This is a genomic window from Sedimentibacter sp. (assembly GCF_038562225.1).
Lineage (GTDB): Bacteria > Bacillota > Clostridia > Tissierellales > Sedimentibacteraceae > Sedimentibacter.
Genome location: NZ_JBCFAS010000001.1, coordinates 1,350,888 through 1,377,683, shown reverse-complemented (window position 1 = coordinate 1,377,683; position 26,796 = coordinate 1,350,888). Strand labels below are relative to the sequence as shown.

Annotated in this window: 23 protein-coding genes and 1 pseudogene; 17 read left to right on the top strand and 7 right to left on the bottom strand. The window is 36.9% G+C overall.

What is annotated here, in order from left to right:
* Positions 1–7: 7 nt before the first annotated feature.
* Entirely contained in the window at positions 8–856 is an 849-nt protein-coding gene (locus AAGU76_RS06525) for a 3-keto-5-aminohexanoate cleavage protein (RefSeq protein WP_342484639.1), read from the bottom strand.
* A 275-nt stretch (positions 857–1,131) separates the two neighbouring features.
* Here AAGU76_RS06525 and AAGU76_RS06520 point away from each other — a divergent pair, with 275 nt between their 5' ends.
* The 3 genes from AAGU76_RS06520 to AAGU76_RS06510 all read left to right on the top strand — a co-directional run bounded on the left by AAGU76_RS06520 (position 1,132) and on the right by AAGU76_RS06510 (position 7,135).
* Complete coding sequence (locus tag AAGU76_RS06520) at positions 1,132–2,160, top strand: ketopantoate reductase family protein (protein ID WP_342484638.1); 1,029 nt, start codon at positions 1,132–1,134, stop codon at positions 2,158–2,160.
* Between the two features lie 104 nt (positions 2,161–2,264).
* Complete coding sequence (locus tag AAGU76_RS06515; RefSeq protein WP_342484637.1) at positions 2,265–3,572, top strand: GntP family permease; 1,308 nt, start codon at positions 2,265–2,267, stop codon at positions 3,570–3,572.
* 281 nt (positions 3,573–3,853) lie between these two features.
* Entirely contained in the window at positions 3,854–7,135 is a 3,282-nt protein-coding gene (locus tag AAGU76_RS06510) for an S-layer homology domain-containing protein (RefSeq protein WP_342484636.1), read from the top strand.
* Positions 7,136–7,196: 61 nt separating this feature from the next.
* On the opposite strand, the gene AAGU76_RS06505 is transcribed toward AAGU76_RS06510, so the two are convergent.
* Positions 7,197–7,451, bottom strand: coding sequence for an alpha/beta-type small acid-soluble spore protein (locus AAGU76_RS06505; RefSeq protein ID WP_342484635.1), 255 nt, complete (start codon positions 7,449–7,451; stop codon positions 7,197–7,199).
* A 480-nt stretch (positions 7,452–7,931) separates the two neighbouring features.
* Here AAGU76_RS06505 and AAGU76_RS06500 point away from each other — a divergent pair, with 480 nt between their 5' ends.
* From AAGU76_RS06500 to AAGU76_RS06435, 14 genes and pseudogenes are all read left to right on the top strand, one after another.
* Positions 7,932–9,095, top strand: coding sequence for a PucR family transcriptional regulator (locus AAGU76_RS06500; protein ID WP_342484634.1), 1,164 nt, complete (start codon positions 7,932–7,934; stop codon positions 9,093–9,095).
* 112 nt (positions 9,096–9,207) lie between these two features.
* Entirely contained in the window at positions 9,208–10,227 is a 1,020-nt protein-coding gene (locus AAGU76_RS06495) for an ornithine cyclodeaminase family protein (RefSeq protein ID WP_342484633.1), read from the top strand.
* 24 nt (positions 10,228–10,251) lie between these two features.
* Entirely contained in the window at positions 10,252–11,373 is a 1,122-nt protein-coding gene (locus AAGU76_RS06490; protein WP_342484632.1) for an aminotransferase, read from the top strand.
* Positions 11,374–11,419: 46 nt separating this feature from the next.
* Positions 11,420–12,373, top strand: a complete 954-nt coding sequence (locus tag AAGU76_RS06485; RefSeq protein WP_342484631.1) for a threonine/serine dehydratase — start codon at positions 11,420–11,422, stop codon at positions 12,371–12,373.
* 11 nt (positions 12,374–12,384) lie between these two features.
* Positions 12,385–13,569: a M20 family metallopeptidase gene (locus AAGU76_RS06480; RefSeq protein ID WP_342484630.1), complete on the top strand. Its 1,185-nt coding sequence runs from the start codon at positions 12,385–12,387 to the stop codon at positions 13,567–13,569.
* Between the two features lie 612 nt (positions 13,570–14,181).
* The gene (gene glmS / locus AAGU76_RS06475; RefSeq protein ID WP_342484629.1) at positions 14,182–15,972 is read left to right on the top strand and encodes a glutamine--fructose-6-phosphate transaminase (isomerizing); all 1,791 of its coding nucleotides are present in this window, start codon (positions 14,182–14,184) and stop codon (positions 15,970–15,972) included.
* 739 nt (positions 15,973–16,711) lie between these two features.
* Positions 16,712–17,071 (top strand): hypothetical protein, encoded by a 360-nt coding sequence (locus AAGU76_RS06470; RefSeq protein WP_342484628.1) that lies wholly within the window; start codon positions 16,712–16,714, stop codon positions 17,069–17,071.
* Positions 17,022–17,444 (top strand): hypothetical protein, encoded by a 423-nt coding sequence (locus tag AAGU76_RS06465; RefSeq protein WP_342484627.1) that lies wholly within the window; start codon positions 17,022–17,024, stop codon positions 17,442–17,444. The genes AAGU76_RS06470 and AAGU76_RS06465 overlap by 50 nt, the downstream gene beginning before the upstream one ends.
* Before the next feature lie 237 nt (positions 17,445–17,681).
* Entirely contained in the window at positions 17,682–18,419 is a 738-nt protein-coding gene (locus AAGU76_RS06460) for an MEDS domain-containing protein (protein WP_342484626.1), read from the top strand.
* Between the two features lie 124 nt (positions 18,420–18,543).
* A complete protein-coding gene (locus AAGU76_RS06455; protein ID WP_342484625.1) occupies positions 18,544–19,239 on the top strand; it encodes a hypothetical protein in 696 nt (231 codons plus the stop codon).
* A gap of 123 nt (positions 19,240–19,362) precedes the next feature.
* On the top strand, positions 19,363–19,911 hold the full coding sequence (locus AAGU76_RS06450; RefSeq protein ID WP_342484624.1) for an NUDIX domain-containing protein: 549 nt from the start codon (positions 19,363–19,365) through the stop codon (positions 19,909–19,911).
* Between the two features lie 21 nt (positions 19,912–19,932).
* Positions 19,933–20,019, top strand: a pseudogene (locus AAGU76_RS06445) (tRNA-binding protein); the annotation flags it as partial.
* Positions 20,020–20,063: 44 nt separating this feature from the next.
* Positions 20,064–20,570, top strand: coding sequence for a GNAT family N-acetyltransferase (locus AAGU76_RS06440; protein WP_342484623.1), 507 nt, complete (start codon positions 20,064–20,066; stop codon positions 20,568–20,570).
* Between the two features lie 13 nt (positions 20,571–20,583).
* Positions 20,584–21,261, top strand: coding sequence for an HD domain-containing protein (locus AAGU76_RS06435; protein WP_342484622.1), 678 nt, complete (start codon positions 20,584–20,586; stop codon positions 21,259–21,261).
* 441 nt (positions 21,262–21,702) lie between these two features.
* On the opposite strand, the gene AAGU76_RS06430 is transcribed toward AAGU76_RS06435, so the two are convergent.
* Genes AAGU76_RS06430 through AAGU76_RS06410 form a run of 5 tightly spaced genes read right to left on the bottom strand, consistent with a single transcriptional unit; the run spans position 21,703 to position 26,464 of the window.
* Positions 21,703–22,173: a (2Fe-2S)-binding protein gene (locus AAGU76_RS06430; RefSeq protein WP_342484621.1), complete on the bottom strand. Its 471-nt coding sequence runs from the start codon at positions 22,171–22,173 to the stop codon at positions 21,703–21,705.
* Position 22,174: 1 nt separating this feature from the next.
* Positions 22,175–23,008, bottom strand: a complete 834-nt coding sequence (locus tag AAGU76_RS06425; RefSeq protein WP_342484620.1) for an FAD binding domain-containing protein — start codon at positions 23,006–23,008, stop codon at positions 22,175–22,177.
* On the bottom strand, positions 22,995–25,331 hold the full coding sequence (locus tag AAGU76_RS06420; RefSeq protein ID WP_342484619.1) for a xanthine dehydrogenase family protein molybdopterin-binding subunit: 2,337 nt from the start codon (positions 25,329–25,331) through the stop codon (positions 22,995–22,997). Before AAGU76_RS06420 ends, AAGU76_RS06425 begins: the two co-directional genes overlap by 14 nt.
* Positions 25,332–25,344: 13 nt before the next feature.
* Positions 25,345–25,533, bottom strand: coding sequence for a hypothetical protein (locus AAGU76_RS06415; RefSeq protein WP_342484618.1), 189 nt, complete (start codon positions 25,531–25,533; stop codon positions 25,345–25,347).
* A gap of 22 nt (positions 25,534–25,555) precedes the next feature.
* Positions 25,556–26,464, bottom strand: a complete 909-nt coding sequence (locus AAGU76_RS06410; protein WP_342484617.1) for a YIEGIA domain-containing protein — start codon at positions 26,462–26,464, stop codon at positions 25,556–25,558.
* Between the last annotated feature and the right edge of the window lie 332 nt (positions 26,465–26,796).

Here is a 26,796-nt window from a genome sequence, read left to right as displayed (position 1 = left end):
GCAACGATTAGAATACCTTCCTGGTAAGGCCGTAAATCTGACGGGCTTCATCAGGAGTGGCAGCTTGATAGTCAGCTTCTTCAAGCAGCCTCTTGGCTCTTGCAACGAACTGGGCATTAGACTCGGCAAGCACGCCTTTTTTGTAAATTACATTGTCTTCCATTCCCACTCGCAGATGTCCGCCCATGGCGATGGTTGCCATCATTATTGGCATGTGTCCTCTTCCGATGCCGCAGGCAGACCAGGTGGAGCCTTCAGGAATCAGGCTTTTTAAAAATACAAGGTTCTCTACGGAATTCGGCAGTCCTCCGGGAGCTCCCAAAACGAACTGGAAATGAAGCGGTGCTCTCAGGATACCCTTTTTCAAATAATATAAAGCGTTATGAACCATTCCGCCATCAAAAATTTCAATCTCAGGCTTTATGTTTGATTCCTGCAGCGCTAGTCCAAGCTTTTCCAGAAATTTTGGGTGGTTCTCAAATATGGTCCTGTGCTGCCAGTTCATGGTGCCGGCATCGTATGAAGCCATTTCAGGTAAAAGCTGCTGAAGAGGATAAATTCTTTCTTCGTCGCCGAAGCCAACGCTTCCGGAACTTGTAATGTTAATGCAGATATCGCAGTCTTTCTTTGCGCGTATCAAGTCAACCGTCTCTTTGTACTTTGCATAATCAGTTGAAGGGGTGCCGTCATCGTTTCTGACGTGTATATGTGCTATGGCAGCTCCTGCTTTCCATGATTCATATACGTCATCGGCAATTTCCTGAGGCGTTATGGACAGGTTGGGGTTATCCTCCCTTGTAGGCCATGATCCCGTAATTGCTACTGAAATAACTCTTTTGTTTTTTAAATCACTCATTGTAATTCCTCCATAAAATTTGTTAACTTAAGTTCAATATAGCAATCTTTATGCCAACGCACTTTTTCAACAGAAATGCGGAAAACTTCAGCAGTATGTCCGTAAAGTGTGGAAAATCAAACCACATTTGTGCAATAAAGTGTGGACGTTTTGTACAGTTCAGATGTTAGTGCTTCTGAAAATCAGCAAATTCCAATTATGCAGCCGTTGGCATGATTATTGCTTTTATACGCATGGCTGAGATTAAGGCCGATAATTAACGGGAGGATATTATAATGAGAGTAGCAATTTTTGGTTCAGGAGCAATGGGAACCGTGCTGGGAGCATTTTTAAACAAAAATGGTCTTGAAGCCGTTCTAATTGACAGCTATGCAGACCATGTAAAGGCTCTAAACGAAAATGGGGCGCACATAATAGGCTGTGTTGATATGACAGTTCCGGTCAAGGCAATTTTACCGGAGCAAATGGAAGGAAAATATGATATAGTATTTGTGTTCACAAAACAAACATCAAATGCTGAGGCTCTTCCAATACTCAGGAACTTCCTTAATGAAGACAGCGTAGTATGCACACTGCAAAACGGAGTTCCCGAATACAGCGTATCAGATTATATCGGAGGCAACAGGACTGTGGGAGGAACTGTGCTGTGGGGCGCAACTTTCATAGGACCTGGAGTATCAGAGGTTACGCAGGACGTTACTTGCGGCGATACCTTGTTTGATATAGGTGAGATTGACGGCAGTGTCACAGAAAGAATCAAAAAAGTTTCAGGAGTTCTTGAACATATGGGACCTGTCAGCATAGTTGAAAATTTAATGGGTGCACGCTGGTCAAAGCTGATCCTGAACAGCTGTATGAGCGGCATGTCTGCAGTCACAGGCTCCGTATTCGGCGACGTTCTCAATAACCTGAATGCCAGTGCCTGCTTAGGACTCATAGCAAAGGAAATCATTGAGGTAAGCTCGGCAGCCGGAGTTAAATTTGAGGATGTTATGGGCATGGACATGAAGGATTGGGGAAAAACAGGTACGTATGAAGATTATGTGCTCTCACAAAGATGCTTCAGAAAGTTCTATGCCGATAAAAGGACAGCAAAAGCAAGCATGCTTCAGGATTTGGAAAAGAGCAAGAAGACAGAAGTTGACATGATTAACGGATTTGTTGTTGAGCAGGGCAAAAAATATGGAATTCCCACTCCTTTCAACGACATAGCTGTCAAGGTCATCAAAGGAATAGAAAACAAGGAGCTTCCTTTGAGCATGGATAACCTGAGATTTTTCGATATACCTGATTTTGACGAATAACATTCAACTACAGGAAAAACAGATGGTTAGACATGAATTCGTGTTTAATCTGTAATCATTATGAACATAACTTAAGTTACTATAAATTAGAAAAGAGGTCTAATATGATAGGAATAATTGGTTTACTGGTGGCAATCGGCATCCTGGCGTTTCTGGCTTACAAAGGCGTAGGTGCCCTGCCTCTTACCATCGCAGCGGGACTGGTGGTAATTGTGTCAAACGGAATGGGCTTGTGGCAGTCTTTTTCCGAATTCTACATGAACGGATATATCGGATTTTTTAAATCATATTTCCTGATATTTGCTTCATCTGCACTGTATGCAAAAATAATGGAAGATACGGGTTCAGCCGTATCCATAGGGTACAAGTTCATTGACTGGTTTGGAAAAGGCAAAGCGATGCTTGTTGTGCTTCTTGCAACATCTGCATTGACATACGGCGGCATCAGCTTATTCGTTGTTGTATTTGCCGTTAGCCCCATAATAATGGTTCTGTTCAAGGAAGCAGACATACCAAGGCGCCTTGCCATGGGACCGCTGCTTGCAGGTTCGGCTGCATATACAATGACAGTGCTGCCTGGTTCTCCGCAGCTGACAAATGTTGTTCCTACAACGTATCTGGGGACAACACTCACAGCTGCTCCAGTGTTCAGCATCATTGTGGGAGTTATAATGTTTGTTGTGGAGTATGCATATCTGAAATGGGAAGAAAAGAGACTGAGAGCTGCAGGAGAGCACTTCACATACATCGAAGGAACTGATCACACAATGTATCAAATAGAAAGAAGCCAGCTTCCATCTGCTTCAAAATCATTCATACCACTGATAGTTGTTGTAGCCATGATCATAGGATTCAGAAATGTCATGCCGTCCTCAGCATCAATTGTACTGGCCATGACTGCGGCATCAGCCATAGCCATGATTTTCAACTGGGACAGGATAAAGGATAAAAAGGATTTGATAAACAAGGGCTTGGGGGGAGCCATAGGAGCAATTGCAGGACCCTGCGCGGTTGTAGCATTCGGAGGACTCGTTCAAAATTCACCTGCATTCCAGAACGTGGTTGCATGGATAAACGGATTCAACATGAACCCTTATATAACAGGTGTAACAGCAACCGCCATTATTTCGGGTATCACCGGTTCTTCATCAGGCGGTGTGAGAATTACCATGGAAACATTCGCACAGCAGTTCATTGCCAGCGGTGCAAACATGGAATATATGCACAGGCTGACCTCCATAGCTGCTGGAAGCTTGGACACGCTTCCTCACTCCAGCGGATTGTTTCTGATGTTCAGCTGGCTGGGACTAAACCACAAGCAGGGTTACAGATTCGTGTTTGTCACAACAGTCCTGGTACCTTTTATCTTTACGATAATATGTACCGCGGCAGTAATCGCATTGGGTTTTTAGAGGACGTTACAAGGGCAAAACTAAAGAGGCAAATATAAGGGCATATAGAATAAATAAAATAAGAATAATATGTGAAATCAGATGTATAATTAGACATCTGATTTTTTTATTTGATTATATAGGTTCCGATTTTTCAAAGCCAAATAATTTTTTAGAAGTGACAGCATAGAGTCATGATAACCATTAATAAATATAAATTGACATGAGTATAGTATATAATATAATTAAAGTACCTGATAAAACTGCAGAAAGTATGTGAAAATAATTGAAGGAGTGATAATATGCAATCACGAATTAAACACATTACTGCTGTCATTGTTTTAATTTCAATGTTCATGAATGTTGTAGCACCTTTTCGGGCTTTTGGAGAGGTTGATTCCGTCAAATTTGACGGAACCCAAAGTACCTGGGCAGAGCCTGAGATAAAAGAAGCTTACGGGCTTTCTCTCACATATTCAGATGTGATGAGCGGTTTTAACAAAAATATTACTCGTGAAGAATTCTGCACCTTAGTCATAAAGCTTTATGAAAAGCTTACAGGAGCAGTGCCTTCTGCAGCCGAAGATATTTTCAAGGACACGGACAATAAGGAAATATTAAAGGCTTACAAACTGGGGATTGTCAAGGGAACAGCCGCAGATTATTTCTCGCCCTCTGCCTACATCACAAGGCAGGAAATCTGCGTCATGATTTACAGAGCGCTTACTGTGAGTGTGCTTAATCTTGACAAGGATTCAAGTGGAAATTTCCCGTTCAAGGATGCTTCGAAAATAGCAGCCTGGGCAAATGATGCAATGAAATTTGCATATAAAAATGAAATCATGAAGGGGGTATCATCAGATGCAATAGACCCGCTGTCCAACACAACAAGGGAGCAAGCTATAGTACTTCTGCTTCGTACGTATAAAAAATACAGTGCTGAAGCAGCTTCCCAGGAAGCAGGAATAAAAGGAACAGTGACAGTTGTACAAGGACCGTCTCCAATAAAAGATTTTAAGAAAAAGTATGAATTCACAATGATCTCAAACAATGTTTTCTTCCCTAAATTTGATGAGAGAACAGAACTTTTTGTTTCCACCCAGGCAGGAAAACCAAGCAAGTTGCCTGCGTTTTCATCTGATTACAAGGACATCAGGTATTCTGAGATATATGCCGCATTGTCTAATCCTGTAATTACCCCCAGTATACCTCAAATACCTGATTTGGATACGCCGGTTATAAATCCTCCTAAAATTGAACTCCCGGATCTTCCGGTAATATATTACCAGCCTCCTATCAAGGAAAGAGCTAAAGGGCCTGTTTACACAAAGTCAGACTTTGGAGCCTTCATAGACAAGAATGCAGACAATGTGCGATGGTTTTCTTTCAAACTGAACAATGCCCCTGGAGCTGCAAAGGTTCTATGGCAGGTTTCAGCAGTTCAGTTTTCGGGATTCAAAAATGATTTTAAAACGCAGCCGGGAATTGTTTTAACAGGTGAAGCTGCAGTCAGCGCAAAGGAGTTTTCAGTGGATTTTGCAAAGGTTAATCTTGAAGCATCAAAACTTGTAAAAAATCCAATTCCCCAGACACAGAAAACTTTTTATGTGAGGGCGGTTGCAGTTGATGCAGCAGGCAATCCCATTGGAGATCCCGGAAGAGGAATTGCAGTGCTGTATGGTGAAAAGGTTATTTCTAAAATTCAGAATACACAGGCTGCTTTTGAACTGTGGACACCGAAGTCATGTCTTGGAAGCAGTCAGGCTGAAACTGTCGATAAACCTGTTCATGACCCGTGGTCAAACGGAAACAAGGTAAGCGTGGACCCGACTTCCACAACCACCAGGCTTTTCCAGCTGAGCAATCTGGATGAAGATGCATTAAGGGTAATAGTGCAGGTATACGACGAAGACTTTTATGAAGAGCAGACTTATGTGGACAAGAACAATCTGGTTTATGAAAAGGAATATAATAAATATGAACTTTACAGCGGAAGTTATACTCCTTCCTTGTTGGTGCCATTTAAGGAATTTGGAAAAGACCCTGCTCAGATGGCTGCCGAGCAGTACATAGAATACAATGTAAGAGTCATTGCAATAGCTGATGATGAACAGCCCGGCAGGGAAAAGACAATATACTCAGATGTTGTTACAGTGCAGTATGGATTTGGAAAACCGGTTACAATAATTGCACCTCCTGTTCCTCCTTCCAAGTACGACAAGACTGTTGTAATTGGTTATTCCATACCGAGTGTGAGGATTACAGGATACAAGTCAATCGGCTGGGCTGACCCGGAATACCTTTCACATTATTATGTGTACAGGGAACCAGAACCCCATGAAATAATCAACAAATGGAAGTATGGCGGAGAGACTCTGTCACCCAATATCAAAGCATTGATGTATCCAAACGGCAGCTATCCTGAATATGAAGCTGCAATCCACAGAGTAATACCTGAAGGCAGAAAGGTATACATTCCTAAACCTCAGGAAAAAGATAAGCCGTGGTATGAAGAACTTTATGACGGTGTGCTGGGTTTCTTTGTTGATTTGGTTTCTACGTTGGCTAAAATTTATTCTGATATCCAGCAAAAATATGAAGCCATTAAGAAAAAGCTAATTGAAACAGTTGTAAGCGTATTTCCGATACCGGCATTCAGGGAATATCTGGCGGTGGCTCTGGAAGGTATGATAAATTATGGGCTCATGTCAGTAGGAATACCTCCCACGTTGCCAAACTTTGAAAAACTTGCTGAAGACAACATAGCCTACCTTACTCAGGTTGCACTTACAGAAGCAGGAATTCCTCCAAATGAAATAACGGACGAAATCACAGAAAAGACTGCTTCAGGAATTGTGGATGAATTTAAGAACGCAAACAATAAAAAAGATGAAAATCCTGTGAATGCTCCGTTTTTAAGATTAAATCCCGATTACATGTATAATCCAGCCTATGTGGAAATTGAAGTGAGAAATGACACAGCATACCCAAGCGTTCCGGGGACACTGGATTTGAATGTGCAGTTCAGGCTGGACAGAAATGGAATATATGCAACGTCCTATGATCCTACCGGGCTTTTCCTCACAAATGACACAAACGAATACGGGTACGACCCTAATTACGCTGTTGAATCGTCGACAGAATACAGAAACCATTTTATTTATGGTCTTAACGGTTATACGGTGGATTATGTTAACGGAGGATTTATTGACGGGGTAGCAATCTATGAGGTGTTCAAGCCGGTTGTAGATTTGAAAATCCCTGTTGTGCAGCCACACAGCTCCATAAACCTCAAGGTATACCTTGAACCTGGAGGATTTGCTCTGACCAGTAGATATCCTGAAGCAGAACCGCCGAGGTACGAGGATTTTTACAACATGTACAAAAATAACGGCGGCGGTAAATACACCTGGTTCCAGATTGAAACGGATTATCCCTCAGGAGCAGGGTATCTCAGGAGCCTGGCACAAAAAGAAGGAAAACTCATATTTCTTGATCCTAAGACTGAGTATGTGTATCATTATGAGGATTCATTCAACGGATACGGAAGACTCATGAAAATGCCTGTAAACAGTGACTGGTAGAATAAAAAATTGGTGAACAGAAACCCTGTTCACCAATTACATTTATATAATGTTTTCTTGCTTATTTAGTCTGCATTCCGCTTGAACCCATGCCTGAAGTTCCGCTCATTTGTCTCTGAGCCATTTCAACTAATCTCTTAGTCATGTATCCGCCTACATAACCGTTCTGTCTTGCAGTAAGGTTACCTTTGTCAACTTGTTCATAGTTTGTTAATCCCAATTCACTTGCGATTTCAGCCTTCATTTGGTTAAGAGCCTGTTTTGCTTCTGGAACAACTATATTGTTGCTTCCGCTGTTGTTGTTGTTTGATGCCATAATTTTTTCTCCTTTCATGAAGTTGTTATTATTATTCTCGGTTTAACTTAATTTAATCATGTAAGATAATGTTTCGTTGGTAAATACTTCTTGGGCCCAATCAACCTGATTACAATTCTATGTATACAGGTCAATTTTTTAATTTACAGGATTAAATTTGTTCTGAAAGTCTAATTGCTGACTTTCTAACAATATTATTGACAGCACCCATAATATAATACATGGCAAATTATTGTACAAAAGGTCGACTGTTGGCAACTTTTTTTGTGAAGAAAAATCATAAATACTAAAAAAAATCCTGTGTTATTTGCTTAGTTTGTGCTAAAAATATATTTTTAATGCTAAGAGAAAGTTCCTGCAGTAAACTGCAATTCATCAGAGCGGTTTTTTATGCAGCCATGCTTGAATTAAATGCAAAAGAAAGCTATAATAAAAAGAAAGCAATTTTTTTAAAAATCACGGTTGCATGCAGGGGGATTTATGGCTATAACAGTTTCAGATGTACTAAATGCCGAAAGGTTAAAGAATATGAAATTAATAACCGGTCAAGGCGGATTGGATAAAGTTGTTAAAAAAGTTGGAATTTTGGATTACGAATTCATTAATAAAACAGAAGGACAATTTGGAGAAGGGGATTTTGTAATAAGCAGTTTTCTGTTTGCAAAGGACGATGAAAGATTGTTTGTGGATTCCGTAAAAAGCCTTATAAATGACAGAGTAGCCTGCCTGGCAATAAAAAATGTTTATTATCAGAATCTTACCCCGGAAATCATCGAATATGCAGACAAACTATCATTTCCCATATTTTTGTTTGATAACAGCATTTTTTTCGAAGACTTAATAACGGATATTACCGATATGGTCAGGGCTGACAACAGGGATCAGCTGACAGAAGCAAAAATTGACAATATTCTTCAGGGAAGCATGAACAGGACAACAGTCAGAGAAGCAGCATTGGAAATCAATAAGTATTTCAGGGAAAATTTCGTTGCAATTTATTGCGTGGAAAAGAAATCAGGAAAAGATAGGAATATTTTTATGCTGCTTAAAAAGTATAAAGATGCCTTTAAAAATAAATGTGAGTGTGTTTTAAAGTACAAAAACGGCATACTGGCAATCATTACGGAAAGTAAAATTGATAAAGACAGCATCACCGGCACCGCCTATGATTTTATTTCGGATTCAGGCATAAGCACAGAAGACTTCTATGTTGGAATAAGCAAGCTTCACGAAAGTTTAAATGAGTTTGACTATGGAGTAAACGAGTGCTTGTACGCAGTGAATGCAGGAGAAGCTTTATCCCAAAGCATAACTTTCTATAATGATATAGGCTTATACAAAATTCTACTGCCTTACATAAATAAGCACTGGATGAAAGATTTTTATGAAAGTTTAGTTAAGCCCCTTCAAAGTTATGATGCGAAGTATTCTGCAGAATTTTTAAAAACAGCAGTAGCTTACATTGACAATAACGGAAATATCAAGGATACGGCAGAAGCATTGTTTCAACATGAAAATACTGTAAGATACAGGATAGGTAAAATAAAAGAAATACTGAGTATGGAGAATGATCACAGCTTTTACGAACAGCTTTCAGCAGCTGTTAAAATATTTAAAATATTGAATAAGGAATATATGAACTGATATCAAAAAATCAAATTGCAATTGTAATAACTACAAAAAGAAGCAATAATTTTTTGCTGTTTTACAACAAAAGCAGATATATAATAAGAAAACAAAACAAAGGAGGCAGTTTATGTTTGATATAAAAGTTCTTAGCAAGGCAGACACGGAAAAGTTATTGAAAATGAATGATGTTATAAATGTTGTAGAAAATGTGTACAGGTCGAAATCAGAAAATAAAACATGTGTATTTCCCCTGATTTTTCATGAATTTGAACCTGGCGTTGCCGATATGGATATTAAATCCGGCTGGCTGAAGGAAAGCAATATATTTGGGCTGAAATTGGTTTCCTGGTTTGGTGAAAACGTTAAAAAGGATCTTCCTGCATTGATTGGAGCTATTATGGTAATGGATTCAACAACAGGAGTTCCCATCGGAATTTTAGACGGTGCGCACATTACAGGAATGAGAACCGGAGCTGCCGGCGCATTGGGAGCTAAATATCTGGCACGGCCTGATTCCAAAACACTGCTTATTGTTGGAGCCGGACACGTTTCAACTTTTCAGATGGCAGCGACTTTACTGCTTTTCCCTGACTTGAAAACAGTTATGATTTATGATCCCATGAACTTTAACACAGCCATTACAAAGGCAGAAACCATAAAGGACACTCTTAAAAATAATTTTGACATCAAGGTTGATGAAAAGGTGAAATTTACAGCTGTATCGGATATTAAGGATGCAACAGGCATAAGCGACATAATTATAACGGTAACTCCGTCAAGAAAACCGATTATTATGAAGGAATGGGTTAAACCTGGAACTCACTTCAGCTGCATAGGTGCTGATATGTCCGGAAAGGAAGAAATAGATCCGGAAATATTCAGGGATGCAAGAGTTTTTGGAGATGACATTACCCAGTGCATTAATGTAGGGGAAACTGAAATACCTGTGGCTTTGGGAATTATAAGCAAGGAACATATTGCAGGGGAAATAGGAGACATCATCTCAGGAAAGACAACCGGCAGAGAAAATAATGACCAGATTACAATTTTTGATGCAACAGGCATAGCGCTGCTTGACCTGGCCACTGCTAAGTTAGCCCTTGATGAAGCAAAAAGAAATTCTATGGGAAGCACAGTGGATTTATAATAAAAACCAAAATGGAGGATTAGCATGAAAATTAAAACCTTTAAAGTAGAACAATGGATGAACGATTATGAAAATGATGCAGTCTACAACCTGGGTGAGACATGCATAGATTCAATGACTTTGGGAGAACTGATAGAACTGTCGGGCCAAAATCCGGAAAAATACCTGGCTGCATTGAAAGACAAAAGGATGACTTACAGCCACATTTACGGCTCACCGGAACTGTTAAACGGCATCTCCGGCTTGTACAGGGACATACTGCCAAGCCACGTTATTCCTGCCCATGGGGCGGTAGGTGCAAATCACCAGGTTATAATTTCCATGATAGAGCCAAAGGATAACATGGTATCTGTAATGCCCACGTATCAGCAGCATTACTCAATTCCTGAATCCATCGGGGCAGAAGTGAGAATTCTCCAGCTGACACCGGAAAAAAGATTTCTTCCTGATTTGGATCTTTTGAGAAGTCTGGTGGACGAGAATACAAAGATGATTACAATAAACAACCCTGACAACCCCACGGGCTCATGGATTCCTGAAGACGTCATGATGGAAATCGTGGAAATTGCAAGAAGTGTCAATGCATATATATTGTCGGATGAAGTATACAGAGGAATTTCCGAGGACGGAAGCTACATGGTATCTATTGCCGATTTATATGAAAAAGGAATTTCTGTAGGAAGCATGTCAAAGATATTCTCACTTGCCGGGCTTAGAATGGGATGGATAGCATCAAGAAGCCAGGAAGTTATAGATGCGTGCCGCAAAAGAAGAGATTACGACACGATAAGCTGCGGTGTCTTGGATGACCTGTTTGCAAGTCTGGCCTTGGCCAATAAGGAAAAGATATTCGAAAGAAACAGTAAAATTTTGTTAAAAAACAGAGCAATCCTTGACCAGTGGGTGAATGAAACTCCTGAAGTAAGCTATATTAAACCTGTTGCCGGAACAACAGCCCTTGTGTATTACAAAAAGGATATGCCTTCCTATGAGCTGTGCATTAAGCTGCTCAAGGATAAAGGCGTGTTGTTTACACCTGGTTCATGCTTTGAAATGGAAGGCTGCGTTCGAATAGGATATGCATTTGATTCCAAAACTTTAAGAGAAGGCCTCGATAAGTTCACTGAACTTTTGAGAGAAATTTAAAGGCTGCGGTCAGTAGAATAAAATCAAGCACATTCTAGGAGGTAAAATGGTAAATTTTAACGATGTTTTAAAGGCAAGGGACAGGATAAAAAAATATGTTTCTCTTACTCCCCTGGATTTATCCATAGGGTTAAGCAGTGAAAGAACGAAGGTGTATTTAAAACTGGAGTGTCAGCAAAAGCAAAAAGCTTTTAAAGTGAGAGGTGCACTAAGCAAAATATCATCACTGACAGATGAAGAAAAACAAAGAGGAGTAACAGCCGTTTCATCTGGAAATCACGGTGCAGGTGTAAGCTTTGCAGCTCATTTGCTGGGAGTAAAAAATGCAAAGGTATTTGTGCCCGAAACTGCACCTAAGGCAAAGGTTGAAAAAATTAAATATTACGGTGCTGAAGTTGTTCAGGTCGGCAAAAACTATGATGAAACCCACAGGATTGCCGTAGAAGATATGGAAAAAAACAATATGATATATATTGATTCGTGTTCAGATGTTCAGTTAATAGCGGGACAAGGTACTGTGGGGCTTGAAATCATGGAGCAAAATCCTGAAGTTGACATTATTTTAGTTCCCATTGGCGGAGGCGGACTCATAACCGGAGTGAGCATTGCAGCCAAGCATATGAAGACCGGTGTAAAAGTTGTCGGAGTTCAGACAGCAGCATGCCCGGCAATGGTTAAGTCATTGGAGGACAATGTATTGTACGAAGAATTCCCGTCAGAGGACAGTATTTGCGATGCGTTAATAGGTGGAGTAACGGAAATTCCATTTAAAATGGCCTCAAAATGCATAGATGATATTATCGTTGTGTCGGAAGAATCAATAAAAAATGCAACCAGGGTATTATTGACAGAAGAAAAAGTTGTGTCTGAACCTTCTGGAGCGGTTGGAGTAGCAGCTCTATTGGAAAATCCTCAGTACTTTGAAGGAAAAAATGTTGCAATAGTTGTTACGGGCGGAAATCTGGACAAGGAATTAATGCAGAAAATAATATTAGAATGATGAGGGAATATATGCTTACTGATGAGATAAAGAAGTTATGCAATAAATATTTGAACCATATAATCGATTTCAGACATCAGTTCCATATGTATCCTGAATTAGGACACAAAGAGTTTATGACAGCAAAAGCAGTTGCTGATGAGTTGAGAAGACTAAACATCGAGGTTACTGAACACGTTTCGGGTACCGGCGTTATAGGGATTCTAAGAGGCAGGTATCCGGGAAGGACCATATTGCTCAGAGCTGATATGGATGCACTGCCTATCCGGGAAAATGCAGATGTAGAATACAAATCAAAAATTGATGGTGTTATGCATGCCTGTGCCCATGACGGGCACACAGCGTCGCTGCTGGGTGCTGCGATGATATTAAGCGAATTAAGAGATCAGCTGCACGGCAGTGTTAAATTTGTTTTTCAGCCGGATGAGGAATATGGGGACGGAGCCAAGTCAATGATTGAAGGCGGCATCCTTCATCAGGTGGACGCTGCCTTTGGGCTGCATCTATGGGGAGCATTTCCCGAGGGGCAGGTTAAGGTTAAGCATGGACCTGCAATGGCGGCTCCTGATAAATTTATGTTTAAGGTGATAGGCAAGGGAGGACACGGATCTACACCTCACCTTTGCGTTGACCCTGTAATGATAACGGTGCAGGCTATAAACAACATGCAGTCAATAATCAGCAGAAGGAAAAACACATTTAACCCGGCAGTAATTTCATTTTGCTCAATCAAGGCAGAAAGCGAATATAACACGATACCTGAGGCTGTTGAAGTAACAGGAACAATACGAACCTTTGATCCCTCGCTGAGATTGTGGATTATTGATGCCATGGAGCAGGTTCTAAAAGGTACTGCAGAATGTCAGGGAGCTAAATATGAATTTGCAGTGGATGAGGATTATGCGCTGCCACCGGTTGTAAATGATTATAAATTGACCGACCTGGTGCAAGGTTCAGCTGAAAAGATAATAGGAAAGGAGAATGTGGAAGCGCTGAGAGAGCCCTTGATGGCAGCAGAGGATTTTGCTTATTTCTCACAAGCGGTGCCATCATCTTTTTTCTTTGTGGGAATTTCGCTTGACAGCAATGAAGTTGCCCATCACAGCCCGGATTTTCAGTGGAATGACAAAACACTGTGCACATCTGCCAGTGTTACGGCGCAGATTGCAGTGGATTTTTTAAATGAACAGCCTTGAAATCAATAAAAATCTGTAAGGGATACTCCTTTTTGGAAAAATGCAAATGCATGTTTGCAATAAACCAGGAAGGAGTAATTTTATGCAGCGAAGTCGAAATAATGAACAAAAGGCGTGTTGTCACGGAAGAAAATCATAAATATTTTAAAAAAATATTGTACTATCCGTTTAATATGTGTTAAAATATAAAAAATAAAGTAACTGAATTTTTTTATTTACATATATTGATATTAAATTGCGAAAGGAGGTTACGGGATAGGCCACAGAAAATTATAGCGCCAGAACTGCTATGCAGTTGACGAGGACAGAGTTATCGAAAATTCGGCGGATGCTCTGCGATGAAGTTACATCGAGATGGTTTTTTAAAATGTGACAGGTGACTGTCAAGACAAAGAAAAACCAATAACTTTCATATCTTATTGAAATAATCATTCTGGTTTTTATCCCCCAAAATAAAGTTAATAGATGTAAAATAAAAAAATGATAATATATTATATTATCGTTGCTTTGTTGTGAAGCAGTAATAAGGCGATGCTTAATCTACAACGGTGTTTATTGTTGTGCCTGAAAGTTCGTCTTCAAAAAAACAAAAAATCAGAATGGAGAATTGATATGTGCGGAATAGTAGGATATATAGGATATGAAGATGTTAAGGAAATAATAATAGGCGGACTTGAGAAGCTTGAATACAGAGGCTATGACTCTGCAGGAATAGCAATTGCATACGACAACAACGTGTACATCTGCAAGGAGAAGGGAAGAATTGCACAATTAAGGGAGTGCCTGGACGTCAATGTTTCAGGAATGCTCGGCATAGGACACACCAGGTGGGCAACCCACGGCGTTCCGAACCAGATAAACTCACACCCACACCAGAGCAGCTCGAAGAGATTCACGCTGGTGCACAACGGAATAATCGAAAACGAACTTGAGCTTAGGCAGAAATATTTGAAAGATACCAAATTCACCAGCGACACAGACACAGAAGTGATAGTGCAGCTCATTGAAAAGTTCGTCAGTGACGGTGAACCGGTGGAGCTTGCCATAAGACACACCATGAGCGAGCTGAAAGGCTCCTACGCCCTTGCCATACTTGACCGGGACGACATGAACACCATGTATGCGGCAAAGAACAAGACACCTCTTCTGGCAGGAAAGGGCGAAGGCTTCAACATGCTGGGCAGCGATGCCATGGCCATGATAAACCATACAAATTTGTTCTATGAAATCGAAGACAAGGAATTTCTGAAGATTACAAGAGATTCAATTGAAATATACACCATCTACGGCAACAAGGTTACAAGAGAGCCCTACAAGGCAGACATAGACGCTTCAGACACAGAAAAGGGAACATACCCTCATTACATGATGAAAGAAATTGAAGAGCAGCCTTTTGTAATCAGAAAAATCATGTCTGAATATTCAGATGAAAAAGGAAACGCGTACGTGGAACCTGAAATATTGGAAGATGTGAGAAACTGCGACAAACTTTACATCATAGCCTGCGGAACAAGCTACCATGCAGGACTTATCGGAAAGCAATTTTTTGAAAAGATGGCAGGAAAACCGACGGAGGTTGTAATAGCCAGCGAGTTCATATACAACATGCCACTGCTGACGGAAAAGCCGCTGTTCATGTTTATATCACAAAGCGGTGAAACTGCAGACTGCAGAGCGGTTTTAGTAAAGGTCAAAGAACTGGGATACAGGACTCTGACTCTCACAAACGTGAAGGGTTCAACACTGTCAAGGGAAGCAGACAACACACTTTTACTGTATGCAGGTCCCGAAATAGCCGTTGCTTCCACAAAGGCATACACTGCACAAATTGCAGTTCTTGCCATACTGGCATCCATGGTTGACAACAAGCTGGATATCAATGTGTTCAAGGAACTTGGAAAGATTGCATATTCCATGGAGACTCTCTGTGACGAGAAGGACAGTTTCAAGGCGTTGGCAGAAAAATATCTCAAAGACAGCAGAAACTGCTTCTATATAGGAAGAAGCATGGACTACTTCGTTTGTCTGGAAGCTTCGCTGAAGCTGAAGGAAATCTCCTACATCCAGACGGAAGGCTTTGCAGCGGGAGAATTAAAACACGGAACCATAGCATTAATCGAGCATAACACTCCTGTAGTAGCAGTCATAACCCAGGAGAACATAAATCTGAACACAAGAAGCAACATAAAGGAAGTGAAGGCAAGAGGAGCAGCGACTCTTGTCATATCAATGAGGAAGCTGAGCCAGGAAACAGACGAGATAGTCATAGACGATGTGAACGAGCTGTTGGCGCCTCTGGCAGCCATAATTCCGGCACAGTATCTTTCTTACTATGCAGCGCTTTTAAAAGGCTGCGACATCGACAAGCCGAGAAACCTGGCAAAAAGCGTCACTGTGGAATAGGCGCTACTGGGAAAACAGCTGATTGATGTCCCCTTACAATAAACTCTTCCGAATGACAACAAAGTCGTCCGAGTGAAAAAAAGTCGTCCTAAAAATCATGTATGAAATCAAAATAAATTTATGATTTATACATGATTTTTTATTACCTGAGAATAGAAGCGGAAAGTAAAATTGAAAAAGAAAAACGGAAAACAAAATAGAAAAGCATCAGCCCCTAAATCCATATAGAAAAGATAAATTGAAAAATAAATTGAAAAGACAAATAGAAAAACCATGAAAAATCAGATAGAAATCTTGTTATAGATTTTAAAACAGTGAAAACAAAATTGAAGAAAATGTTGATAACTATATAGAAAAGAACCTTCCTTGTTAATACCCGGATCCAAAAACTTATACCTTAATTCTTTATTCTTTGCTCCTTATTTCTTTTTTCTAATCTGCATACTTATTCCTGTTATCTATCATTTTCGGACGACATTTTTGTAACTGGAAAAATTGAAGATGGATGGAAAAATGGATGGAAAATAGGTGGGGGAATGGGTTCAAGGATTAAGGAAGAAGGGGAACTTTCGGAAGAGTTTTTTGTAAGTATACATAGATAGGGAGAAGACTTAAGTGTTAAGAATTATAGAGGATACCATAGTTCCAAAATATAGCAATAAGATAAAAAAAGTGATATAATAAAAAAATACATGAACCTATGAATTAAAAATATAAAGTATTTTAAGTGGGGTTTAATATGAATTATAGTAATATTGATATTTTGCGATATTATATAAATATTATTGATAGTAAGGATTTTTTGTCAGATGAAGAATTATTAGAATTTTTAGTAAAGAATTACAATTTTTCAACTGAAGCAAATGATGATAGATATATATCTGATACTGCATTACTTATCAATAATTTTTTACTCGTGCATAGCGAAATTGTTAATGATTTAAAAGAAATAACAGAGAGAATTAATTACATTGAAAACTCCATGACTAAACTTAAATCAGGTAGTTATGAACATAGAAAACTGTTATATTACTGTTGGGAGGGGTTTCATGCTTGGGAAAGAGCATTTTGCAAACAAATTTGTGGATTTGTTTCCTGAATATGTGGCTGATTTAAAGGAACATCTAAGTGATTATAACGAGATTTTAGCACATGTATTCTTTGGGGATTTGATAGACATACCACTCTTTGAATTGCTGCTAACTAACAAAAATGTTAAGCAAATAGAAAAATATATAGATTTTATTGAGGATATGTATAAAAATGGTGATGGCGATGTTAAAAATGTTGTTGAAGTAACTATTCTTGAGTATCTTGGAGACGATGAAACAGTTTTAAAAAATGCACTTGGCTATTTTTCAGAAGATATTATAAAAGCATCTCAAGCCGTTGAGGCAACTATTTGGCGAAGAAGAATAAAATATCATTATGGTAAAAATAGAAAATTATTTGTTTCGTTCGAACCATGGTAATATGAATAGTATAAGCATTGTATGAAGCAGACAAATTCCAATTTATAGTTGAGTAATTTCGCATTAGCACGACGACATACTCTTTAGATATTATGGTGCATATGTAGTATTATATGACTCAAGTGTAATGTATTACTGCTCATAGTAGAGAAATATTGAAATTATAATACACTCAAATATATAAATATGGTACAATAATAAAATTATTATATAAAAATTACATATTAAGGTGAAATTATGAATTTTCTATGTGAGTCATGTAGTTTAAAAGAAGAAATTGAAAAAAACAGGATTATGTTGAATAATTTAATACTTGAAGAAAATCATAGATTGATTGATGAAGAAATAGTTAAGTTAAGCCAGTCTTTAGATACATTAGTGTATAGATGTATATTTTGTAATAAAAATTTAAACAATAATATTTTTGAAATTCATCTAAAAAATATATTTGGAACACACTCAACGTTTTATTATTATGGATACCAACATCTATTTAATAGTATGTACTTTTATATAAACCAAGGCATAAATAATAATGAACTTATTTATATTTCTATGGAAGAAAATATTTATAGTGAATTATTAGCATTCCTAAAAGTTAATAATGTTTCGGTTCAACATATTAAGTTTAGACCCGTAAAGGAATTGATTGAAAGTAATATAATGGGAGGACTTATTGAATTAAAAGAAAAAATTAATAACATTTGTTTGGAAGATGAAGTTAAAAAATATGAAGGCATAAGGTGGATTGGACAACCTACTTATGCTATTCAAACCACTTCACAAGATGCTTTTTTAAATTGGGAAATAAATTTAAGTGAAGCATTAAAGAATACTAATGCTTCTTTAATATGTATATATGATACCTATGATTATATGACTAAAGGTGTATTTATAAATGAAAAAGTAATAAAACAATCTTTAACTACTCATACTTTTGCTTTAAAAAATTCAGTTTTAGAAAAAATAAACTAATAAAAAAACTATTATTATAAAGTAAATTTTAAAGAATTTTTACGTCGTAAATTTCAAATTATGCGTCGCATTTGTAAAATTATGTGCATTAACAAAAGAAAATTATTAAAGGGGAGTTTTTATCATGTGTACAAGTTTTATTTACAGAGGACAAGATACAATTATTGGAATGAACTTTGATAACAATGGTATGAAGTATACTATTGATACTAAAAATCCAAAATGGTTTACTGTACTTGTTGATGGTGGACGTGGAATGTTGCCATCATTTGGAGTAGATAGATTGGGAAGGTTTTTCAACAATCTTGTAGTCGATTCAAATGGTAAGGGATTATATAAGCGGGCAAGCAAAAAGGTTACTCATACAACCAAACTAATTGAAGATATTCTCAATGATGCTATTTGCGTAGAAAATTTAGGTGAGTATTTAGAAAACATTGAAGTTGTTAATACTCCGTACTGGAGCAGTCATAATATGATTTGTGATTCTAGTGCAAATGTTTGGGTAGTAGAACCTGGCCGTGGAAATATAAGTAATCCTTCAAAATCCTCACCATTTTTTGTTATGACGAATTTCCCGTTATGGGATAATTTATATGAGAATGTTGAATGTGATTGCAGGTTTAAAGCCGTAACATGTTCATTAGAAAAAGCAAAACAAGTAAATGTTGAAACGGCATTTAGTATTCTTGATACTGTAAGTCAAAGAAACGGAGAATGGATTACTGCCATTTCGATGGTCTACTCAAAGAGTCTTAATACTGTATATTATTGTTTAAATGGAAATTTTAACGAGAGATTTGAGTTTAAGTTTTTATAGAATAAAAGTACGTAATTATTACTGCAATATTCATGTATTGCGAAACAATAGTGATTTGTATAATATCTGATAAATAGGAATTTATCGAATTGATAAGTAATGAAAGATATTTTGAGGTGTGAAATGGAACTTTGGGATGTATATGAAATTAATAGAAATAAAACAAATAAAACTATGGTTCGTGGGGAACCTTTTGAAAAAAATAATTATCATTTAGTTGTTCATGTTTGTGTTTTTAATTCTAATGGTGAGATGCTAATTCAACAAAGACAACCTTTCAAAGAAGGTTGGTCAAATATGTGGGATATAACAGTCGGTGGAAGTGCTATAAAAGGTGATACAAGTCAATCTGCTGCTGAAAGAGAATTGTATGAGGAAATTGGGTTAACAGTAGATTTAAAAAATATTAGACCTCACATTACCATAAACTTTAACAATGGATTTGATGATGTTTATCTAATTGAGCAAGAGGTAGATATAAATGAATTATCATTGCAGTATGAGGAGGTTCAGAATGTTAAGTGGGCTTCAAAAGAAGAGATATTTTCTTTGATAGAAAATGGTGAATTTATACCATATTATCATAGTTTGATACAATTGTTTTTTGATATACGAAAAAAATATGGTTGCACCAACCAAAAAGATTATACTGTAGTAGCAAATTCCAATTAGATTTGAAGGTGTAAGAGATGTTTTGACTTTGGATATGCAGATGGTATTGTTCCTGTATTGGCTCAACCAGAAAAAACTGTAGTGCCTAATGGCACAAGGGTTGGATAAGGATTATTATATCGTAATCTTAAACTATAAAAGAGGATAATTTAATGATAATTAGAGAGGCAAAAATATCTGATGCATTAAGTATTGCAAAAGTTAATGTAGATACTTGGCGAAGCACATATAAAGGCATTTTATCAAATGAATATCTTAATAACTTGTCTTACGAGCAAAGAGAGCAGGCAATGAAAAATATTATTAACAATTCTAAAAAAGATGGAATTTCTATTTTTGTTATTGAAGAAAGTATAAATAGAATAGTTGGATTTTTTACATGTGGAAGAGAAAGAAATAATGATGAAATTTATCATGGTGAATTGTATGCTATCTATATCATTGAGGAATATCAAAACAAGGGTATAGGAAAGATGCTTTTTAATCATGTTCAAGAAAGACTATCAAGCCAAAAATTACATCCAATGCTCATTTGGGTTTTAGAAGAAAATAAACCTGCATGTAACTTTTATGAGATAAGAGGCGGAAATAGAATTAAAGAAAGATATATAAATATTGAAAATGAAATATTAAAAGAAGTTGCATATGGTTTTATATGAATGGAGGAAATAAGTGAATTGTGAAATAAGACATAAAAGAATTTTTGAAATAGTTCAAAATAAATTGACTTGTTCAGCACATAATCTGGATCATGTAATGAGAGTCTACAATCTTTGCTTAATGATTTCAAAATATGAGGAAAATGTTGATTTAGAAATATTGATTCCAGCAGCATTGTTACATGATATTGCAAGAGTTGAAGAAAGTGAAGATAAAACAGGAAAAATTGATCATGCTGTTTTGGGAAGTGAAATTGCAGGAAATATATTAAAAAATTTAAAATATGATGAAGGAACGATAGAAAAAATCAAGCATTGTATTGTGACACATAGATTCAGAACCGGAAATGAACCAGGAATAATAGAAGCAAAAATACTTTTTGATTCAGATAAACTAGATGCAATAGGTACGATCGGTATTGCTCGGACTTTCATGTTGTCTGGACAATGTGGACAAAGGCTAGAATCAAATAATTCAATTAGAGATTATTTAAATGACAACACGACCGAAAATGGAAGAATTAGGGACAGTTCAAAACATAACCCAATAATTGAATATGAAGTCAAATTTAAAAAGATTCCGGATAAATTGTATACAAAAAAAGCAAAAGAAATATGTGAAGACAGGATTAAATTTATGGAGCAATATTTCAATAGATTAAAATTAGAATTACAAGGTAATGCGGAATAATTTAGAACAAAACTTATTCCTTAATCTTTATTCTTTGCTCTTATTTCTTTTTTTTAATCTGCATACTTATTCCTGTTATCTATCACTTTCGGACGACTTTTTTGTAATTTTTTGAGGAAGACATTTTTGTAATTGGAAAAATTGAAGATGGATGGAAAAATGGATGGAAGATAGGTGGGGGAATGGGTTTGGGGGTTTTGGAGGGAGGGGGATTTTCGGAAGAGTTTTTTGTAAGTATACAGTGAGTTGTAAATTATAATGATACTTAACTTTTGTTATCTATAAGTAAATATGAAAGAGGAAGGAAAATTTAGTTTTTTTCTTCCCCTTTTTAAATAGTTTAATTGAAATTTTCATACAAATTGTTTTGTAAAAACGTGTGCTTATAGCTAAAATGCTGTTCTAAGTAAGCTTTCTGAATAACAATTCAGACATCATTCCCTAAATTTTTCCTGTTATAATTGAGTCAACGGCTTCCTTTATTTCCTGATAGCTTGTGCACCTGCATAAATTAGATTGGAGCCACTGTTCTGTTATATAATCATCTGCATCTATGTGCTGCGCAGCTAATGAATGGCATACCATTAAAAATCCTGATGTGCAAAATCCACATTGAAATCCCCATTTTTCTACAAATGCTTTTTGAATTGGAGCATTTTTAAGACCTTCAATTGTTGTTATTTTATGTCCTATCATTTCTACGGTCAAAGCCAAACAGGACTTTATAGGCCAACCGTCAACAATAACAGTGCATGCACCGCAATCTCCGTTTTCACAGCCAGGCTTCGCGCCAGTTAGATTTAATTCATTTCGAAGAGTATAAAGCAATGTATCTGATGGATTTGCTGTGACTTTTCTTTTTTCACCGTTCACATCAAGTTCTATGATGCTTGTGTCTATTATTTTAATCATATTACACCTCGTTTAACTTTTTAAAAGTATTTTCAAGGGTGTTTTTGAGCACAAATTTTCTGTATTCTGATGATCCTTCAGTGTCATTTAATATTGAAGATGATACATGCTCGATAATTTGGCTTATTTTATTTTTATGGTTCATGCCCTCATCGTTAACATAATTTTCTATTTCTTTATTTCTGAATGGATATGAATATAATCCGCTGAAGGCAATTCTGATTTTATCATCCTTTTTAAGTGCTGCCACTGTTAAAAGCGGATAAGCAATTTTATCACTTTTTGTTTTTTTAACGTGAACATATGGAAGTGAAAAATATCTTTCATCTATTTTTAGGCTAACTAATAATTCACACGGCAAAAGATTGAGTTTTTTATTAAATATTTGATTTAACTGAACTTCTCGTCTTCCATTTTTCCCATAAATTACTGCGTTGCTGTCACAAAGCATTAAGGGAAGCGATGTTTCTTTATATATTATTGTACCGCACAAATTGCCGCCTATGGTCAATTTGCACTGAACGGTGTGATCGGCTATGCGGGCTGCAGTTTGACCAAGGAGGGGAAATAATTTTGATTCGGATATTTGGCTAAGTGTTACTGCACTCCCGATGTTTAATTTATTGTCCTTCATTTCCATAGTACAACATTCGGGAATTCCTTTTATATCAATGACAGCACCCATACGAATATTATTTGCTCTTGCCATTGTTATAACTTCAGTCCCACCGCTATAGTACATGGGATTTTTACCCTGTGAACTTAGTTCATTAAATGATTGGATGGCTTCTTCTAATGAGTCAACCTTGTAATATTCAAATTTAGTAGGTATCATTTTTACCTCCGGTTTTTTTGCTCCAGATATATTCCGGTGTTATTGGAAGTTTATCCACATCAATATTGGCTGCTAAGGATACGGCATTACCTAGTGCACCAGGAATTCCTATGATGCCGTGTTCAGCTATTCCCCTTGCTCCATACGGTGCTGATAAATCAGGTGTTTCTATAAAATCAACAACATATTCAGGATTTTCTCCGTATCTCATCATCTTATATGTTCTAAAGCTTGTAGTTTGCATGATGGCATTTGCATCGTATAAAAATTCTTCCCTGCTTCCTATTCCAAGTCCCATGCTCATTCCGCCCATCAAGAGACCCATTGCCGATTTTGGATTTAAGAGTTTTCCTACATCAATTACAGTTGCAGCCTTTACAAATCTATACGTATAATCGGTTTTATCAAATTCAATTTCAACCCCTTGAGCTCCGAGTGTCCATGATGGACCTGCTTTACCTGTTCCAGTGGCAGGATCAAGATGTGAAAGCCTGCTCATAATAAAACTGCCTCTTCCAAAAATATGACCACCCACTGTATTTCCATTGTCATATTGGAATCCATAAACTAAATCCTTAAAAGACATGTATGTTGTTGGATCTTCGTTTAAAAATACACGCATGTTGCCGACATCTAAATCTTCCGGAGAACATTTGAGAGCAACAGCAGCAGCTTTTTTTAACTGCATGATTAAGTCTTCTGCAGCTCTTAACACCGCACTTCCAGCCATATAGGTGCTCATGCTCGCAACAGTTTTCCAATGTGTTGGGCTTGTTTGTGTGTTTACATTCATAACTACATTGATTTTGTTCACAGGTATTTTCATTTTTTCTGCAAGAATTTGAGCCAATGTTGTTTTTGAGCCAGGACCTATTTCAACAACACCGCAGTTTAGATTTATGCTTCCGTCAGAATTAAAGGTGAGCAAAACACCTGAGGATGCATCAGAAGGTGAAACAGAAGTTTTCCAAAAACAACTGATGCCTTTAGTTCTAACCTTTCCATTGTCCAGTTCAATTTTATTTCCTTCCTGCCAATTCATGATTTGTTTAAGTTTCTCTAAACATAAAACAAGATCACCGGTATTGCTTTTGGTGATTTTCACCTGTGTTGGGGAAGTTGTGCCTGCAGTTATTGCATTGTTAACTCTTAATTGAATAGGGTCCATATTTAATTTTAATGCTAATTTATCCAACATTCTTTCTAAACAAAAAGCATTGCTCGCATGACTAAATCCTCTAAATGATGTGGAATAAGTATGATTTGTATAAATACTCATTGCATCACATGTTAAATTTTCTATATTGTATGGCCCTGAGCAGTCTACTGCAATAGCTTTTGCTAAACGTGGAGATATGTTGGAATAAGCTCCGCTATCAACAAAATAAGTCATTTCCGCTGCCTTTATTTTTCCATTGCTGTCAGCTCCAAGTTTAATTTTTACTTCGGCACCCATTTTACAAGGTGAAGTGGAAATATCCTCTTCACGGCTGTTTGCAATTTTTACTGGTCTTCCATCAACAGATTTTGAAGCAAGATATGCTAATATTTCTAATTGAACATTTGCTTTACCGCCAAAAGCACCTCCTACCAGGGGTGTATTTACAATAACTTTGCTTTCTTCTAATTTAAAATATTTGCTGATATATTGTTTTACTGTAAAAGGGGTTTGTGTTGAAGTATTTATTAGAACTGTTCCATCCGGTAAAATTTCAGCCGTTGCATTTCTAGCTTCCATGGCAGCATGGTCCGCCTGCGGCTCAATAAAGCTTCCTTCCACGATGACTTTGCTTTCCTGCCATCCCTTATTCATATCACCTTTTCTAATTTTTACAATGTGTGAAATATTAGTATTCTTTTGCGGATACACGTATTTGGATTCAAATTTATAATCAGTTAAATTCTCGTGAATCAATGCAGCATTTTCTCTTATTGCGTCAGAAACTGAATTGACAACAGGAAGAGGTTCGTATTCTATTTTTATTAAATTACCTGCTCTCATTGCAGTTTGCTCGCAATCAGCAACTACTAAAGCAACCGGTTCCCCGTAGTATCTAACTTTTTCCTTTGCAATGGGAGGCATGTCATCAATAAGCTCTCCAAATAAAATTTCACAATCATATCCTGTTAAAACAGACCTAACGCCAGGCTCTTTTAATGCTTCGGAAATATCTATGGATTTAATTTTTGCATGGGCATATGTGCTGCATAACATCTTTGCATGAAAACTATTTTTAACATATTCATCCACATTATATTTTGCTGCCCCGGTTACTTTGTCCCATGCTTCTTTTTTCAGAATGCTATTGCCTAAAGCCGTCAATTCATTTTCCTCCCTATTTTATTATGATGTAATCACCGCAATTTAATTGAGAAACAACAGCCCTCATGGCTTTTGCGATATCCCTGCACAATATTTTTTGCTCTTCAACGTCTTTTGCTATTAGTATTAACGGATTTCCTCCAAAAACTCTTTCTTTATTTAATGTAATATAAGCAATTATTTCAGCTTTTTCTTTTGCCATATAATTTCTCCTTAAGATTTAATTATTTGTCTTGAAGCGGATTTTTCATTAGTTCAGGATTCTTTTTAACATTTTCTAAAATTGGTGTTTGTCTTATTGTATCAATGAAAGCTCCTTCATCCCTTATTATTGGAACTATGGCTAAAGCAATTTTACCTGAACTGAATTGTTTTCTGATAAAATTATATCTTTTAACACCAAGTCTTCTGCAAACTTCAAAAAGTATTGCCTGCCTTTGACCATAATTATCAAGAGTGATTCGGAAATGTTCCTTTTTAGGAGATATTACAGCTCCAATACCTTCTGATTGTACTAATTTTCTTGAGTTATCAGTTCCTAATAAATTAGTAACAAATATATTATCCACGTATAGTTCAGAATTTCGTACTTCAATTTTACCTATTTTAACTTCGGCAAGATCACCAACATTATGTCCCTTTGAAAATCTTCTTAATATTAAAAATGTAATAGTACCGGCTATTACACCAACTGTAATATTCACCCACATTATAGAGCTGTTCACCGCATGCATGGTTATTTCAGAAATAAAAGATACTAAAAGAGCAAAATAATTTCTTGCTTCATATGTTTTAGCGATACCATCTATGTAAGCATCCCCTCTTTTAGCATATTCGGTACTGTCAACAGCTTTTAGGCTTTCCTTTTCTATTTTTCTGATATCCCTGAAATGCTGTATACCCAATGTTAGAAAAGTAACAGCAGAATAGTTCTTAGCTAAAAAAGCAGGAACGACAACAGCCCCTAAACAAGCGGCAACAGTACCTGAAACTAAATTTAATAAATATCCGTTGGGATAACTCGGGTACTGTCTATAATCCTGTATTATGGTCAATATTCTTGCTAAACTGCCCATAACTACAGCAGTACCTATAAGGATAAGTTGCTGCTGTGATATAATTTCTTCTTTCATTATGACCTCCAATTAAATTTTCGCTTAAATTATCTCGTTTATATGATAACAGTAATACTTCAAACAACCTATGTGAGAGTTTTCATGAATGAGGAACACTAGTATCGTCCTGTACGAGTCTTATTTCTACACCTGTAAATATACATTGAATATTTTATTATTCTATTTTTTGACATTAATTATTCGAAATTATATGTATAAATCAGCAATGTAATGCTGTTTACAGAACGGTTATGTTAACGGATACATGGCAAGAAATTTAGTAGAGACGGCTCAAAGACAGATTCAGAAAATATGATTTTAGGTGCTCAATTAACTTCAAATATTTCAAA